A 16,749-nucleotide genomic window follows, 5' to 3' on the forward strand; every position below is an offset into this window, starting at 1 on the left:
TTATCGGCTAATAATATTATAGATTAATCTTTTAGCTTGCAATTCAGCCTTATAAAATTAAGACTTACTCTTCCGTCACTTCCTCAGAATCTTCTTCGCCAGCTTCTTCAATTTCCGTATCCTCATCGCCATCCACATCGTCTGGCAGTTCTTCTTCGTCCTGGCTGTTTTCACTTTCACGGACTTTTGCAATGCTGGCAACAGCGATTCCCGAGTCGGGATCAATACTCATCAGTTTTACTCCCGAGGTATTTCTACCAATAATGGAAATGTCGTTTACTGCCATTTTAATAATAATTCCTTCGTTAGTGATTAACATGATCTCCCTGGTGCTGTCGACCAGTTTGGCTCCGATCAGATCTCCCGTTTTATCTATAATCTTATAACATCTTACACCCTTACCGCCCCTGTTCTGGCAGTTAAACTCTTCTATCGGCGTTCTCTTACCGTATCCGTATTCGGATGCCACCAGCAGGCACTCTCCCTGGCTGGACATCTGCATTCCGATTACTTCATCATCTTCTTCGAATTTCATGCCGATTACACCCATTGAAACACGGCCCGTTACTCTTACGTCGGTCTCATGGAAACGGATACACATTCCCTTCTTTGTAACCAGGAAGATATCTTCTGTATTATCGGTTTTCTTTACTTCGATCAGTTCGTCATTCTCGCGCAGGACGATCGCCTGAAGACCATTCTTCCTTACATTCTCGTATTCCTTTAGGGAAGTCTTCTTCACCATACCGTTTCTGGTAGCCATAAACAGATACTTGTCATCCTCAAACTCTTTCATTGCTATGATCGAGGTGATCTTCTCACCAGGCATAAGCTGAAGGAGGTTTACAATCGCCGTTCCCCTTGCCGTTCTTCCTGCCTCCGGAATCTCATATGCTTTCAGGCGGTATACACGGCCGGTGTTGGTAAAGAACATCACGTAATGGTGATTGGTGGTCATAATCAGATCTTCGATGTAATCCTCATCAATTGTCTGCATTCCCTTGATTCCTTTGCCGCCGCGGTTCTGGCTCTTGAAGTTGTCGCTGGACATACGTTTAATATAACCAAAGTTTGTCATGGCTACAACTACGTCGTCGTCCGGGATCAAATCTTCGGCCGACATATCATACTCGTCGTATCCGATTGCCGTTCTTCTCTCATCACCGTACTTGTCGGAAATCACAAGAATTTCTTCCCTGATAACACCAAGAAGTTTCTTTTCGTCGGCGAGAATTGCTTTTAATTCATCAATCTTAGCCATCAGTTCACGGTACTCATTCTCAAGCTTTTCTCTTTCCAGACCTGTCAGAGCCCTCAGACGCATATCCACGATAGCCTGAGCCTGGACGTCACTGAGTTCAAAGCGCTCCATTAACTGGTTTTTGGCATCGGCCACGTTGGAAGACCCACGGATAATCTTAATTACCTCATCGATGTGATCCAGTGCCTTTAAAAGACCTTCCAAGATATGGGCGCGCTCTTCCGCCTTGTTTAAATCGTATTTTGTCCTTCTGGTTACTACTTCTTCCTGATGTTCAAGGTAGTATTCCAGCATCTGTTTTAAGTTGAGGATTCTCGGCTCATTGTTCACAAGGGCCAGCATGATAACGCCGAAAGTATCCTGAAGCTGGGTATGTTTTAACAGCCTGTTGATCAGGACATTGGCATTGACGTCACGGCGAAGTTCGATACAGATTCTCATTCCCTCACGGTTGGATTCATCGCGGAGATCCGTGATTCCGTCAATCTTTTTATCCTTTACAAGCTCGGCAATCTTTTCGATCAGACGTGCCTTATTCACCATATATGGAAGCTCTGTTACAATAATGCGGTTCTTGCCGTTGGCCATCGCCTCAATATCATATACGGCGCGCACGCGGATTTTGCCTCTTCCTGTCCTGTATGCCTCCTCAATCCCGGCTCTGCCGAGAATAGTGGCTCCTGTCGGGAAGTCAGGTCCTTTTACAATTTCAAGGATTTCTTCCAGGGAGGTTTCCCTGCCCTCTTCAATCCTGTTGTCGATAATCTTTATAACACCGCCGATTACCTCTTTTAAGTTGTGCGGCGGAATGTTGGTTGCCATTCCTACGGCAATACCGGATGTTCCGTTTACCAGAAGGTTCGGATAACGTGACGGAAGTACAACCGGTTCTTTCTCCGTCTCATCAAAGTTCGGTGCAAAGTCAACCGTATCTTTATTAATATCGGCCAGCATCTCCATCGAGATTTTGCTGAGTCTGGCCTCTGTATATCGCATTGCCGCAGCTCCGTCGCCGTCTACGGAACCAAAGTTTCCGTGACCGTCTACAAGCGGATATCTGGTAGACCATTTCTGCGCCATATTAACGAGAGAACCGTAGATCGAGCTGTCACCGTGAGGATGGTATTTACCCATCGTGTCACCGACGATACGGGCACATTTACGGTGCGGCTTATCCGGTCCGTTATTTAACTCTATCATGGAAAAGAGAACTCTTCGCTGTACCGGTTTTAAACCGTCTCTTACATCGGGAAGGGCCCTGGCCGCGATTACACTCATCGCATAATCGATATAGGATTTTTCCATGGTTTTTTTCAGGTCTATATCATGAACTTTATCAAATACATTAGGTTCCATTCTTTCTCCTCTCAATCCTGACCTAACAGTCCAGAACTGGCCAAACTGTTACATCCTGGCTGCTATTTGCTGTTCTTATCACATCCGGCCGGTTATCATATATCCAGATTCTGGACATATTTGGCATTAGCCTCGATAAATTCACGTCTCGGCTCTACCTGATCTCCCATCAGTGTAGCAAATGTCAGATCCACTTCTGAAGATGTCTCATTGTCGATCATAACACGCAGAAGAATTCTTCTCTCCGGATCCATTGTTGTCTCCCAGAGCTGCTCCGCATCCATCTCACCAAGTCCTTTATAACGCTGGATCTTGTTGTTGGTATCGCGGCCGATTTCTTTCAGGATGGCATTCAGCTCATCGTCGCTGTATGCATACCATACACGCTTATTTTTCTCCACTTTAAAAAGCGGCGGCTGAGCCAGATATACATGTCCCTGCCGGATCAGTTCGGGCATAAAACGGTAGAGGAAGGTGAGAAGCAAGGTGCTGATATGGGCGCCGTCCACATCGGCATCGGTCATGATAATAATCTTATTATATCTCAGCTTCATGATATCGAAGTCTTCGTGGATTCCCGTACCGAATGCCGTGATCATCGCACGTATCTCGGCATTGCCATAAATCCTGTCGAGTCTTGCTTTCTCTACATTCAGGATCTTTCCTCTCAGAGGAAGGATAGCCTGGTTTGACTTATTTCTTGCCTCTTTTGCAGAGCCGCCGGCGGAATCTCCCTCTACGATGTAAATCTCGCAGTTTTCAGGGTTCTTATCGGAACAGTCGGCCAGTTTACCTGGAAGAGCCATACCGTCCAGAACAGACTTCCTTCTCGTCATCTCTCTGGCTTTTCTTGCTGCATCCCTGGCTCTCTTTGCAAGGATTGATTTTTCACAGATAATCTTAGCTACAGACGGATTCTGCTCCAGGAAATAGGTGAGCTGCTCACTTACCACCGCATCCACGGCTGTCCTGGCCTCGCTGTTACCCAATTTCTGTTTGGTCTGACCTTCAAACTGAGGGTCTTCTATCTTGACACTGATGATTGCAGTGATTCCCTCACGGATATCCTCGCCGCTGAGGGCAGGCTCATTATCCTTAAGCAGTTTATTCTTTCTGGCATAGTCATTGAATGTCTTTGTAAGGGCATTCTTAAAACCGGTCAGATGAGTTCCGCCTTCCGGCGTATTGATATTGTTAACAAATGTATAGATATTCTCCGTATAGGAATCATTATGCTGTACGGCTACTTCCACGTACACTTTTTCCTTAGTTCCCTCACAGTAAATAACCGGCTCATAGAGCTTTTCGTTGCTCTTGTTTAAGTAGGTTACAAACTCCTTGATTCCTCCCTCATAATGGAAGGTTTTTTCCTTCTTATTATCTCTGTCGTCACGGAGAACGATCATTAAATTCTTTGTAAGGAAAGCCGTCTCCCTGAGTCTGATCTTGAGAGTATCGTAATCATATACCGTCTCTTCAAATATATCTTTATCCGGCAGGAATGTGACTTTTGTTCCGTGCATTTCCGGATCACATTCTCCTTCGACACGGAGCGGATACATTACTTTTCCCCTCTCATATCTCTGTTTATAAATTTTTCCTTCTTTGTAAATTTCAACTTCCAGCCACTCGGAGAGAGCATTTACGACAGAAGCTCCTACACCGTGCAGACCGCCGGATACTTTGTATCCCCCGCCGCCGAATTTGCCGCCGGCATGAAGGATTGTGAAAACAACCTCAACCGCAGGAAGACCCGCTTTTTTCTGTATTCCAATCGGAATACCGCGGCCGTCGTCTATTACCGTGATCGAATTATCCTCATTAATCTGCACTTCGATCTTATTACAGTAGCCGGCCAAAGCTTCATCTACCGCATTGTCTACGATCTCATACACAAGGTGATGGAGGCCCCTCATGGAAGTACTTCCAATATACATACCGGGACGTTTACGGACCGCCTCCAACCCTTCCAATATTTGTATTTGATCTGCACTATATTCTGAACCCATAAGTTCCTCCTTAACTTTACTCACAGTTAACAGTTCCATTTACCACTTTAAAGGTTTTATCTATTTGAAAACAATGGCTTATAAAATCATCCAGACCCGTACATGTTATGACGGTCTGTATATGGCTGATCCCGGAAAGAAGATGTTCCTGCCTTCCCGAATCCAGTTCGGAAAGTACATCGTCCAGCAAAAGTATCGGATAATCTTTCACTATCTTCTTCACCAGCTCTATCTCGGCCAGCTTCAGTGATAGCGCTGCCGTTCTCTGCTGGCCCTGGGAACCGAACCTTCTGATATCAATATTGTTTACATAAAAACTGATGTCGTCCCTATGCGGGCCGGTCAGCGTCATTCGTTGTTTCATATCCTGCGCCCGGTTCTTCTTAAGTGCTTTCTCCAGATCGTCCGAATTCACGTTGGGCTCATACCGGATCTCCAGCTCCTCTTTCCTGCCTGAAAGATTGTAATGGATATCCCTGATGATATCATTGAGCTGATCGATAAAATCCCTTCTGTAATGGATCAGTTCACGGCCGTAAGAAACTAACTGCATATCATATATATCCAGCATCTCCTCATATTCCGGCCGGAACGCGATTTCCTTTAAAAGCTTGTTCCTCTGCAGAATAATTTTATTATATTGAACAAGAGAATGGACATAGAGCCTGTTGAGCTGGCACAATTCCAGATCAACAAACCGGCGTCGTTCCGCCGGGCCGTTTTTAATGAGGTTTAAATCTTCGGGTGAAAAAAACACCACATTGACAACTCCAAAAAGCTCACTGGCTTTATGGATTGCAATGCCGTTGATGGCAACTCCCTTTGTCTTATTCTTCTTGAGGTGCATATCAATCCGGTAAGGAACATCGTCCTTTCTGATGTTCATTTTGATATGGGATTCTTCCTCCCCGAATTCTATGATCTCCCTGTCCTTGCTCCCCCGGTGCGATTTAGTTGTGGCGCATACGTAGACGGATTCCAGAATGTTGGTCTTCCCCTGGGCATTGTCTCCATAAAGCACATTCGTTCCCGGATCAAAATTGATATGTAGTTCTTTGTAATTACGGTAATTCTTCAGTTCCAGCGATTCAATAACCATGAAAGCAGTCCTTTATGATAAATATGAAAAGTTTAATAAAACATGCTTTTCATCATTTTATGATTTTGATCGTTGTGCCTTCAAAGGTCACTTCGTCTCCATCATACAGTTTTTTTCCTCTCTGGCACTCGGTCTGACCATTTACCTTCACGAGACCGTCCTGAACGGCAAATTTGGCATCCACACCGTTCTCCACCAGGCCGGCCGCTTTCAGCGCCTGGCCCAGTTTAATGTATTCATCTCTTAATTTGATCGTTTCCATTCTTATTTCCTCTATCAGATTGCTGCCGCATTGAAGTTTACAGGAAGGATCAGATAGATATAGTTCTCTTCCTCGTCTTTGATAAAGCACGGCGACTTGGGATTCATCATATAAAGAGTAACTTCCTCGTCATCAATAATACGAAGTGCGTCGCTCAAAAACTTCGGATTGAAGCCGATCATCAGATCTTTACCGAATTTTGTGATATTGATCTCTGCATTCATCGTACCGAAAGCGGAATTCAGCTTCAGTTCCATTCCTTCGTCCGTTATATTGATGATAATTGGTTTTTTATCATTTTCACGGATCAAAATGCTGGCGCGCTCAATAGAATCCAGGAATTCTCTTCTATTTACCGTGACTTTTGTCTCGTAGTCACTGGACAGCATCTGATTGATCCTGAAATATTCGCCTTCGATCAGACGGGAAACCACTACGGTATCGTCAAATTCAAACATAATATGGTTTGTGGTGAAGAATATAAGTACTTCTGATTCATTGTCTCCGTTTAAAATCTTGCTGATCTCACTGAGAGTCTTGCCAGGAACGATGACTTTTATATCATGATACTGATCTTTTAATGAAACTTTTCTGATTGACATACGGTGTCCGTCGAGTGAAACCACCTTTAATACGTTGTCTTGTACTTCGATCAGTTCGCCTGTCATCATCTTATTGCTGTCGTTCGGTGAGGTGGAGAAGATAGTCTGGCGTATTACTTCTTTCAATGTAAACTGGGAGAGGCAGATATAATTGTCTCTTTCTATATGAGGAATGTAAGAAAATTCTTCTCCGTCTTTTCCCTGGATTTTGAATACGGATTTCTCACAGGTGATAACCGTATTGAATTTTTCGTCTGATTCAATGGTGATTGTGGAATCCTGGCCTGAAAGTTTTCTGATGATATCGGAGAGCAGTTTCGCATCGAGGGCAATCTTGCCTCTCTCCAGGATCATTCCTTCTACCTTTGTCTCGATTCCCAGCTCCATATCATTACCGGTCAGTTTTATCTCATTGGAAGTGGCATCGATCAGGATGCACTCTAAAATTGGCATGGTTGTTTTGGAAGATACAGCCTTAAGAACGATGTTGATGCCGTTCATTAAACTGTCTTTATTAAATGAAAGCTTCATAATTGTTGATAACTCCTTTGCTAAGATTGATTGTGATGGTTAAGGATAATTATATATAAATTCCGTAGCATTCGTAGTAGGGGGTGTGGATTTGTGTAAAAGCCCGGACAGGCCTTAAAGTAAGAGGTTTGTCCCTGTTTAAACCTTTGTGTAAAACTCCGGTTTTTATGAAGGATAACTTGATACTTATCCACAGCCTGAAAATGAACCTGAAGTTCCGATCATTTATCCACACGTTATCATCGGTATATCCACAGCCTATTGTGGATTGATTTTCTTCTTAAGGATCTCGATGGTGTTGCGGAGACTTTCGTTCTTTTCCATATCGTTCCCTATCTTTTCATAGCCGTGAATAATGGTGGTGTGATCCCTGCCTCCTAAATATTTGCCGATAGCCTGAAGTGGGGTCTCCGTCATGCTGCGGCATAAGTACATAACGATCTGCCGTGGAAATACGACTTCTTTATTTCTCTTCTGGGAAGAGATGTCAAGCGGGGTGATGCCGAAATGATCGGCAACTACCTGGATAATCAGTTCCGGGGTCACTTCTTTCATCTCATTCGGTGAAATCAGATCTTTAAGCGCCTCTTCGGCCAGTTCAATCGTAATTTCACGTTTGTTAAGCTTTGAGAGGGCGACGATCTTGGTAAGCGCCCCTTCAAGTTCACGGATATTGGATTTGACATTGGTAGCGATGTATTTAATTACCTCGTTGTCGATGTTATATCCTTCGAGTTCTTCTTTTTTTCGCAGTATTGCCATTCGCGTTTCATAGTCAGGAGACTGTATGTCCACTGTCAGGCCCCATTCAAAACGGGAACGGAGACGCTCTTCCAGAGTTTCAATTTCCTTCGGAGGTTTATCCGATGAAATAATAATCTGTTTTTTCGCTTCGTAGAGGGAGTTGAAAGTGTGGAAGAATTCTTCCTGGGTACTCTCCTTACCAATAATAAACTGGATATCATCGATCAGAAGAATATCGTTATTCCTGTACTTTTCCCTGAATTCCGTGGTGGAAATGTTGTTTTTATTACGGATGGCATCGATCAGTTCGTTGGTAAATTTCTCACTCGTTACATATAAAACCTTGGCTTTTGGGTTATTCTTCAGAATAAAATGGCCGATGGAGTGCATAAGGTGGGTTTTACCAAGGCCAACTCCTCCGTAAATAAAAAGCGGGTTATAAATTTCACCTGGAGATTCTGCTACAGCCAAAGAAGCCGCATGCGCCAGATTGTTGTTGGCGCCTACGACGAAGCTGTCAAATGTATAGCGTGGATTTAAGTTGGCGTTCTGAATTACCTGGCGGTTTACTTCCAGAGGACGGTTGATCAACTGATTCTTGTCCGCCTCATCCTGTGCTCCAACCTGTTCCGCTGTTACAAATTCCAATTCACATTCAATTTCTGTCAGCTCTTCGATGGTAATCTGAAGCAAAAATCCATATTTTTTCTTGATATAACCGAGAAAATGGATGTCCGGCACCAGGATCTGAAGAGTATTACCTTTGACAGCATATGGTTCCGTCGGAAGCAGCCATGTTTTAAATGAAACGTCGGTCAGCTCGTGCTCCTCTTTTATGTGCAGGAGAATCTGATCCCATTTTTCCTTGATTTTTTCTAACATAGTAAGTCTCCTAAGTGTATTAAACAAGCAAAACTGCAAATTTGCCCAATCTAATACCTATTCTACATTATTATAAAGTATTTTTCAATTAAAAGATTAAAAATGGGAGGAATGTGTATAACTGAAATTTATTTATCCACTATCCGGAAGTATTGAAAAATAAAGGATTCAGACATAGGGGTGTGAACAATATACAAGATATTCAGATATTATCCCACTATTTATCCACAAGTTATCCCCAAAGTGTGGATAAGTTATGTAAAGCATGTGAATAACCGGTGGAAATGCAGTAAAATCAAGGGTTTCGTAATCCACAAAATGTAGTTGAAAAAATGAAATCAGGCACATTTTATGGATTTTTAGTGGGGATAACTTAGAATAATTACTTTTTTGTTGTTTTTTGGTTGGATAAGAAAAATGGTGTGTACGGATCAGAGGTTTTTAATTTTAGCAAGAGTAAATTAACAGAAAAAGAACTTTTTGATGAATTTTCCGCCTGCGGCGGTTTGGTTTAAAACTATAATTTATGTACGACACTACTGTATGTACAAAAACTGGCCTTTTAAAAAATATAAAAACTGGATATATTTAACGAGTCAGTTAGATGCTATACTAGGGGCACTTGAAGCGGAGATATAAAATATAATATGAAATATACCGGGATATTCAATGAGGTATTGCCGTGCCTGTCACAGCATTAAAAGTGTTTATTTTACAGAAAGAGAGGAAGATACAATGGCTAAAGAAAAAATGATGATAATGGAACATAAAAAAACAGATGCTCAGGACAGAGGACAGGTTCACTCCAGCATACTTTCTGTGGTTATGACTGCTTTTTTTGCGGCCGTCATCTTCCTGGGAATCCAATCTTTTCGAATTCCGCTGCCTGCGGCGGTTGGAACACCGTTTCTTCATTTTGGACATATTTTTGTCATGCTGGCAATTGTGTGCCTCGGGGGAAAACGTTCAGCAGCAGCCGGTGTCCTGGGACTTGTTATTTTTGATATTTTAAACGGCTATATCCATTCAATCCCGAATGTATTTGTCAGCACGATTATCAAATGTCTTCTGGTAGGGGCTGTATTTAATATTATGAAAAAGCGGGCGGCGGGTGACCGGAAAAAAGAATATACTGCGGCGGTGATTTGTGCGGCTGTCTATGGTGTGCTGAACATCGCAGTGGATTTTACCTGGTCTGTGGGTGAATTGATGCTGATAGGAAGTACTTTTGGCGCTGCATTGGCCGCAGAGATTACATCGATTCCGGCTACGGTTATTAATGCGGGATTTACTGTGATCGGAACTGGACTGCTTTATATCCCGGTTGTTTCGGCTTACCGGCGTATTATAAAGGGTTAATACAGAATGGAGGAATGACAGATGGATAGAAATCTAATTCAATCAGCCGAACCGGATCAGACCGGCGAGGCTGGTGGTATAATTCCGGATATTGAGAAAATCCAGTCGCTCTTAAGACAATACGGTCTGGACGGCTGGATTTTCTCCGATTTTCAGGGCCGCGATTTTATCACTGGTGATTTTCTGAAGCTGACGAAGCGAAAATGCACCAGGCGGCTGTTTTACTTCATTCCGGTGAAAGGGGAACCGGTCAAAATATTATCGGCGATTGAACCATTGCTGCTTGACCACCTGCCCGGCAGAAAAGTTCTTTATAAAGGAATGCGGGAGCAGAAAAGAGAGTTATCGGAATTTCTTTCACCGGGTATGCAGATTGCCTGCCAGTATTCGCCTGGGGGTAATGTTCCAACGATAAGTTCTATGGATGCGGGGCTTGTGGAATATTTGAAGACATTTGAGATAGAACTGATTTCCTCGGCAGATTTAATGCAGTTTTTCGGTGCGGTGCTTACAAAGTCACAGATAGAATCCCATATACAGGCAGGGAAAGCCATCCACCGGATTTTGGAGCAAACGTTTTCCTGGATAAGGAGCAGCCTGAATGCCGGGATTTATATTGATGAATGGATGATGTTAAAAGAGATGGAGCGCCTTATTGCGGCTGAAGAAATTTATATGGATTCACCGCCGTTTTTTGGAATTGACGAACATGCCTGTGATCCGGGATATGAGCCTTCGGAACACGGTTCGGCACAAATCCGGGAGGGCAGCCGTCTGATTATAGATATAGCCGGCCGGATGCCGGGAACGGATTCTATTTATTATGATATCTCATGGTGCATGAATGTGGGGCCGGAGATTGATCCGGAATACCGCCGCCTGTTTGAGACGGTGAATGAGGTGCGGAACCGGCTGGTGCTATTTATTGAAGAGCGCCTCAATCAGGGAAGGGAGATCCGCGGCTATGAGGTGGACAAGCTGGCGAGGACCCTTTTTGGCCAAAAGGGGCTAGATAATTTCCTGATGCACAGGACAGGCCACAATATCGGCCATTCCTGCCATGGAATCGGCGCCAATCTGGACGACTTTGAGACCCATGACGTACGTTGTTTACTGCCAGGCACCATGTTCTCAGTGGAACCCGGGATTTATACGGAGAAATATGGGGTAAGACTGGAATTCGATGTACATTTGACAGAAGATAAGAAGGCCAGAATTTATGGGCCGGTTCAGACGGAGATATTAGTGATATAGTTAATTGAGATGTGAGGACGCCACTGTAAGATGGCGGACGGGGTGGTGGGAGGGTGTTTATGAGTCTTCAGTCCCGGTTTGCAGGTTGTGGTGAGGGGGAATCCGGAGAAAAAAATTCCTGCGGGGACACGCTCCCGCTTGTGAAGCGCACAGCGGATGCTAAGCTCGAAAGTACCTCGCTAAGCACCGGCGGGCTTCAAGGTCTCCCTTCGGAAAGTTTTTCTCCTCCTTCCCCGGGCAGATGATCGATGGGACTAAAGACTCAGCGAAGAGCGCAAGCGTTTCCCGAAGGAACTTTTTCTGCCCGGATTCCCCACCCGCGACAACCTAAAGTCCGGGACTGAAGATTCATAGTCTCCCCTCACCATTCCGAACTTCAGCCGTCCCGGCGCAGTTCTCCTTTCTCAATTACAGTGCAAAAACGGGTGCCAGGGCGATCCCTGCGACTGCTGAAGACGCAATATACACGATGGGATGTTTTTTTAATTTTTTGATCAGGATAAAAATAACTATAAAGTAAGCAATTTTCCCCCATGAAATCATGGAAATAACATTCATTAGCGTAGGGACGGCGGCAGAGGCCTTGAGCATTGCTATTTTGAAAACATCAAATCCGGCGGCCGCGATCAGTCCTGTGACAGCGGGGCGCAGACCGTAAAAGATATTGTCTATCTGCCGGTTATTACTGAATTTCTCCAGCGATTTTGACACGAGGGTGACAATAATCATGGCCGGAAGGATTTCTCCCAGGGTGGCGGTTATTCCCCCGGCGATGCCGGCTATATTGTATCCGACATAGGTTGCCATATTTATTCCAATCGGGCCTGGAGTAGATTCTGAGATTGCTATCATATCGGTTATCAGTTCTATGGGGAACCATCCCGTATTAAGACTTAACTGCTGGAGAAAGGGGATGGTCGCCATGCCTCCGCCTATAGCGAAAAGCCCTATCTTGAAAAATTCAATAAATAAATTAATGAATATCATTTTACCACCTCTTTTTTAGTCAAAATCCAGTTTTTAAGGATCACTCCCGTCAGACCGGCGCCTATGATCACAAGGATCGGGGATATGGGGCTGAATTCGGTGAGGATAAATACAAGCAGACAGATGGCAAGTCCCCAGATATCCTTGACGCCCTTTTTCCAGAGTCCCAGGACAGCGTCCAGGATCAGAGCCACCACACAGATGGAAACACCGGTCATGGCCTGCTTTATAAATACGTTATCCTGAAAATTGGAAAGGAAGGCGGCGATAATACTGATTATGATGATACAGGGAGTCACACAGCCCAGAGCCGCGGCGATTCCGCCGAGGAATTTTTTGCGGTGGTATCCGATGAAAACAGATACATTAACTGCAATGATTCCCGGAAGTCCCTGGCTGACGGCGTAATAATCCATCACCTGTTCTTCGGTAATCCATTTTTTATTTTCCACACATTCCTTTCTCAGGATAGGGAGCATGGCGTATCCACCGCCAAATGTAACGCTTCCCATCTTGAAAAAGGAAATAAAGATTGAAATTAATTCCTTCATATTTTTCTGCAGCTCCTGTAATGGTTGCTTTTATTGGTTGATTTCAAAGCTGATAAAATTTATTTGTTTTATTTTACCAGGCGGCAACTGTTCCGTCCGTCCGTGGCTCGGTTGCTCCGGTCAGCGTTCCATTTTCGTCTTTCCAGATAATCTGTCCGCGGCCAAAGTTCAGCGATTCCGGCAGGACTTTAATATTATGGCCTCTTCTGACAAGTTCCTCGGTGAGAGCGTATGGGAATCCGCGTTCCACTTCAATATCCTTTCCGCCGGTCCACTGCCATCTGGGTGCGTCTAGCGCCTCCTGCGGGTTCATATGAAAATCAAGCGTATTGGTAATTACCTGTAAATGGCCCTGAGGCTGCATAAAACCGCCCATTACGCCGAACGGGCCGACGGCTTCGCCGTCTTTTGTAAGAAATGCAGGAATAATGGTATGGAATGCTTTTTTTCCCGGTGCGAGACAGTTGGCGTCTTCTTTGTTGAGAGAGAAGCTGTATCCCCTGTTTTGGAGACTGATTCCGGTTCCCGGGATGACAATGCCGGAGCCGAATCCCCAGTAGTTGCTCTGAATGTAAGAAACCATATTTCCTTCTCCGTCTGCAGCGCACATATATACGGTACCGCCGCATTTGGGATCACCTGCCGACGGCATGATGGCATCGCGGCCGATCAGTGCGCGGCGTCTGGCAGCATATTCTTCGGACAGCATTTCATCAGTAGTAACTCTCATGGCCGTTTCATCGGATACGTAATGTTTACCGTCGGTGAAAGCGAGTTTCATAGCTTCTAACTGTTTATGTATGGTTTCTGCCGTATCTCTCTCCGTAAATTCAAATCCCCTTAAGATATTGAGGGCCATCAGTGCAATAATGCCGTTGCCGTTGGGAGGCATTTCCCAGATATCGTAACCGCGGTAGTTGGTATGGATTGGTTCTACCCATTTGCACCAGTAGTCTTCCAGATCTGATTTTCTGATGTAACCGCCCGTTTTTTGGGAAAATGCGTCGATGGCGTCGGCCAGTTCTCCCTGATAAATGGCTTTTGACTTTGTGGCGGCTATTTTCCGGAGTGTATCGGCCAGTTCGAGGGAGTTCCACACCTCACCCGGTGCGGGCGCATGGCCTTTCGGGGCAAATGTTTGAAACCATGGTTCATACTCTTCACCGGCAAATTCGGCTGAAAATTCACGGTAGGAATTGCCCCAGAGCCTTGAAATAACAGGGGAGACACCATATCCTTCTTCTGCATAGGTAATGGCCGGTTTCAGGACTTCTTCAAAGGGAAGTCTGCCGTATTTTTCCGATAATTCAGCCCAGGCTGAGGGCGCTCCGGGCACCATTACCGGGATCCATCCTCTTTTTGGCATGGAGTTATGGCCGAGACTTTTCACCGTATCGATATCCAGAGACATGGGGGCTTTGCCGCTGGCATTTAAGCCGTGCAGTTGTCCCTTTGTCCATACAAGGGCAAAGGCATCGCTTCCGATTCCGTTAGAAGTAGGTTCCAGCACGGTCATACAAGATGCCGTTGCAATAATTGCATCGATGGCGTTTCCTCCCTTTTTTATCATATCAAGTCCGGCCTGGGCGGCGAGGGGCTGAGAGGTGCATACCATTCCTTTCCTTCCATATACCACGCTTCTTCTGGAAGGGTAGCTGTTTTTTAATGCATCGTAGTTCATAAGATTCTCCTTAAAATAAATATTTTTGTTTTGTTATGTTAAAGCCGGATTAAAGGAAGTTGACCAGGACTCCGGCAATAATGATGGACAGGGATGTGACGGAAACAAATCCTGACACGACAAAGGCAGGCGTCAGTTTTGTAATCACATAATTTTTTTCTTCTTCGGTTTCGGATACTGCCAGGGCTACTTCATTGACAATCAGTTGTGTGGCAGGGAAACCTAACAGCTGGGCCATGGCACAGCCCATTGCCTTATTCTTGGAACCTACAATTTTCCATAATGGAAGAACGCGCAGGCAGATAACGCTGAAAATAAGTACGGCGGCAAATACCAGGACGGTCTGGAAGCCGATCAGTGCGATATTGCCCAGGTTTACATTGGCAAGGGCAGGAATGATATCGGCAAACATGGCCATCATTACGATACCCATGGAGTTACCGTAATTTAAAATACGGGTCGGGATAAGTCCGAGACAGTTAGCCCCGCATCCGAATATAAGGGCCCAGATCCCGTAGTTAATGCCGGGTGTGTGTGCGGCAACCAGATAGGAGAGGAAACCGCCGCAGGCCGTGATGGCAAGGCAGGTATAATCGGTATAATATTTTTTGTGTTTCTGGAAAAAGGTCTGTTTGTGGCCGTTTGCATCGTCATTTTCAGAAGAAACATCTTCCAGGCCTTTTAAAAGATCGATACCCTGAGCTTTCTTTTCGCGGTATTCATTGACCAGGAGAAAACCTTCCTGACGGCCAAAGTAGGATGCAGGTATTGTTCCCACGAATTTCTGGATGGCATAGATAAACGCGCCCAGAGCCGCTGCGGTGGTAAGGCCTTTTTCAAGCGCTCCCTCGGTCATAATCTGGGTTGCATTAATACCGCCGTTTACAATCGGAATCGATACAAGTGCAGATTCCCTGCCGATGAACGGGATAATCACAAGGACGCCGACAAGAGCTACGGCCATAGCCACCAGGGACATGATAACGACACGCCATTCCTTCTTCAACTGTGCCAGGTTGATCTGTGAGCCGATACTAAAAATAATGAAACATGCCGACCAGCGGCTGAATTCAGTAAGTCCCGCCTGATCGATGATATCTTTTGGAAAGATACCTGACATGAACCCGCCCAGAAATATCATGAAGATGATAAATACGGATGATATTTTTGCCTTGGTGAACACCCCAAAAAAATCACCAATAGCAAAGCAGAGCAGGACGATAAACAGATACTTGGTCATTACTAACATGATGGAACCCTCCTCAAATAGTTTGATACCGTTATATAAAGCATGAACCGTGCCAAAAATTAAAAAATGGGGGAGAAATTAAAAAATAGATGAAATTTTCCGCTGATCCGAAAGAAAAAGCTGTTTTTATAAAGCTATTTTATATCATGTATGGGTTAAAGTTCTACCTGAAAATAGATAAAATAATAAAAGATGGGGATATTAAAATGGTTTTATAATAATTAAGAAGTGAAAATATAATTATTATAAAACTATTTTAATGTTAATATTGTTATGTTTTGAGCTTAATGTTATAGTGAAGGTAGAAATATACCGTCATTAAATGGTATATTTCTATAATTCTGTTTATCATCGTAGAGTAAACCGATATTTGGAGTAAGGGAGGGGAAAATTATATATGGAGATTTTTAATATGACGCGGGAACGCATTCCTGCAGTGGCAGAGCTGATGAGCACGATAAAACCGGAGTGGTGGGATTATGAAGGCGCCTATGGTCAGCTGAGTGATATCAATGAGTCCATTAAAACAATCGGATGGTATATGGGGGAAGATGCAGAACATCCCGCGGGCTGGATTCTCTGCAGGGAGCTTGTGGGACTCCGGGCAATCGAGCTGGAATGCAGCGGTTTCAACGACAACGGGGTATTTAAGCTCGAACATAAACTGGGACGGTTGATCGATACGGCGGCAGGATATGCAAGGGGAAAGGGGTATTTGACATTCAGAAACGGCATCAGTTCCGTTGGTTTTAATATTCATGGAAAGAAGATTGACAATATTGCCGATGCCATCCGTGATCTCAAATGTGACAGAGTCGATTACAGGTGGATGCTGGATTATGGATTCAGGGTGATCGGGATTCAGCCTAATGCCTATGAAAAGGGGTTCCATCTGATTATGATGGCAAAGGAGATATAAACC

At 44.5% G+C, this 16,749-nt stretch carries 13 protein-coding genes; 3 read left to right on the top strand and 10 right to left on the bottom strand.

Going from position 1 to position 16,749, the window contains the following annotated elements; genetic code table 11:
• Nucleotides 1-64 precede the first annotated feature (64 nt).
• The 6 genes from gyrA to dnaA form a co-directional block, all read right to left on the bottom strand.
• On the bottom strand, nucleotides 65-2,617 hold the full coding sequence (gene gyrA, locus EJL91_RS08655; protein WP_125141540.1) for a DNA gyrase subunit A: 2,553 nt from the start codon (nucleotides 2,615-2,617) through the stop codon (nucleotides 65-67).
• Nucleotides 2,618-2,712: 95 nt separating this feature from the next.
• On the bottom strand, nucleotides 2,713-4,626 hold the full coding sequence (gene gyrB, locus EJL91_RS08660) for a DNA topoisomerase (ATP-hydrolyzing) subunit B (RefSeq protein ID WP_125141541.1): 1,914 nt from the start codon (nucleotides 4,624-4,626) through the stop codon (nucleotides 2,713-2,715).
• A gap of 16 nt (nucleotides 4,627-4,642) precedes the next feature.
• Nucleotides 4,643-5,725, bottom strand: coding sequence for a DNA replication/repair protein RecF (gene recF, locus EJL91_RS08665; RefSeq protein ID WP_125141542.1), 1,083 nt, complete (start codon nucleotides 5,723-5,725; stop codon nucleotides 4,643-4,645).
• Nucleotides 5,726-5,777: 52 nt separating this feature from the next.
• Nucleotides 5,778-5,987 carry an RNA-binding S4 domain-containing protein gene (locus tag EJL91_RS08670; protein ID WP_125141543.1) on the bottom strand — a complete coding sequence of 70 codons (210 nt, stop codon included), beginning with the start codon at nucleotides 5,985-5,987 and terminating at the stop codon, nucleotides 5,778-5,780.
• A gap of 14 nt (nucleotides 5,988-6,001) precedes the next feature.
• A complete protein-coding gene (dnaN, locus tag EJL91_RS08675; protein WP_125141544.1) occupies nucleotides 6,002-7,120 on the bottom strand; it encodes a DNA polymerase III subunit beta in 1,119 nt (372 codons plus the stop codon).
• Nucleotides 7,121-7,378: 258 nt separating this feature from the next.
• Nucleotides 7,379-8,746 (bottom strand): chromosomal replication initiator protein DnaA, encoded by a 1,368-nt coding sequence (dnaA, locus tag EJL91_RS08680; protein ID WP_125141545.1) that lies wholly within the window; start codon nucleotides 8,744-8,746, stop codon nucleotides 7,379-7,381.
• Between the two features lie 735 nt (nucleotides 8,747-9,481).
• Here dnaA and EJL91_RS08685 point away from each other — a divergent pair.
• Both EJL91_RS08685 and EJL91_RS08690 read left to right on the top strand, forming a co-directional pair.
• Complete coding sequence (locus EJL91_RS08685) at nucleotides 9,482-10,105, top strand: ECF transporter S component (RefSeq protein WP_243125285.1); 624 nt, start codon at nucleotides 9,482-9,484, stop codon at nucleotides 10,103-10,105.
• A 21-nt stretch (nucleotides 10,106-10,126) separates the two neighbouring features.
• Nucleotides 10,127-11,359, top strand: coding sequence for a M24 family metallopeptidase (locus tag EJL91_RS08690; RefSeq protein ID WP_125141546.1), 1,233 nt, complete (start codon nucleotides 10,127-10,129; stop codon nucleotides 11,357-11,359).
• A 408-nt stretch (nucleotides 11,360-11,767) separates the two neighbouring features.
• Here EJL91_RS08690 and EJL91_RS08695 read toward each other — a convergent pair whose 3' ends face one another.
• The 4 genes from EJL91_RS08695 to EJL91_RS08710 all read right to left on the bottom strand — a co-directional run bounded on the left by EJL91_RS08695 (nucleotide 11,768) and on the right by EJL91_RS08710 (nucleotide 15,827).
• Nucleotides 11,768-12,346, bottom strand: coding sequence for a chromate transporter (locus EJL91_RS08695; protein WP_125141547.1), 579 nt, complete (start codon nucleotides 12,344-12,346; stop codon nucleotides 11,768-11,770).
• Nucleotides 12,343-12,897: a chromate transporter gene (locus EJL91_RS08700; protein WP_125141548.1), complete on the bottom strand. Its 555-nt coding sequence runs from the start codon at nucleotides 12,895-12,897 to the stop codon at nucleotides 12,343-12,345. The genes EJL91_RS08695 and EJL91_RS08700 overlap by 4 nt, the downstream gene beginning before the upstream one ends.
• A gap of 73 nt (nucleotides 12,898-12,970) precedes the next feature.
• Nucleotides 12,971-14,578 carry a gamma-glutamyltransferase family protein gene (locus EJL91_RS08705; protein ID WP_125141549.1) on the bottom strand — a complete coding sequence of 536 codons (1,608 nt, stop codon included), beginning with the start codon at nucleotides 14,576-14,578 and terminating at the stop codon, nucleotides 12,971-12,973.
• Nucleotides 14,579-14,627: 49 nt separating this feature from the next.
• Nucleotides 14,628-15,827 carry a hypothetical protein gene (locus EJL91_RS08710; RefSeq protein ID WP_125141550.1) on the bottom strand — a complete coding sequence of 400 codons (1,200 nt, stop codon included), beginning with the start codon at nucleotides 15,825-15,827 and terminating at the stop codon, nucleotides 14,628-14,630.
• A gap of 397 nt (nucleotides 15,828-16,224) precedes the next feature.
• Between EJL91_RS08710 and EJL91_RS08715 the strand changes: the two genes are divergently transcribed.
• The gene (locus EJL91_RS08715) at nucleotides 16,225-16,746 is read left to right on the top strand and encodes a hypothetical protein (RefSeq protein WP_125141551.1); all 522 of its coding nucleotides are present in this window, start codon (nucleotides 16,225-16,227) and stop codon (nucleotides 16,744-16,746) included.
• Nucleotides 16,747-16,749 lie beyond the last annotated feature (3 nt).

Origin of the sequence: Clostridium transplantifaecale (assembly GCF_900626075.1) — a bacterium.
GTDB classification, from domain to species: Bacteria; Bacillota; Clostridia; order Lachnospirales; family Lachnospiraceae; genus Otoolea; species Otoolea transplantifaecalis.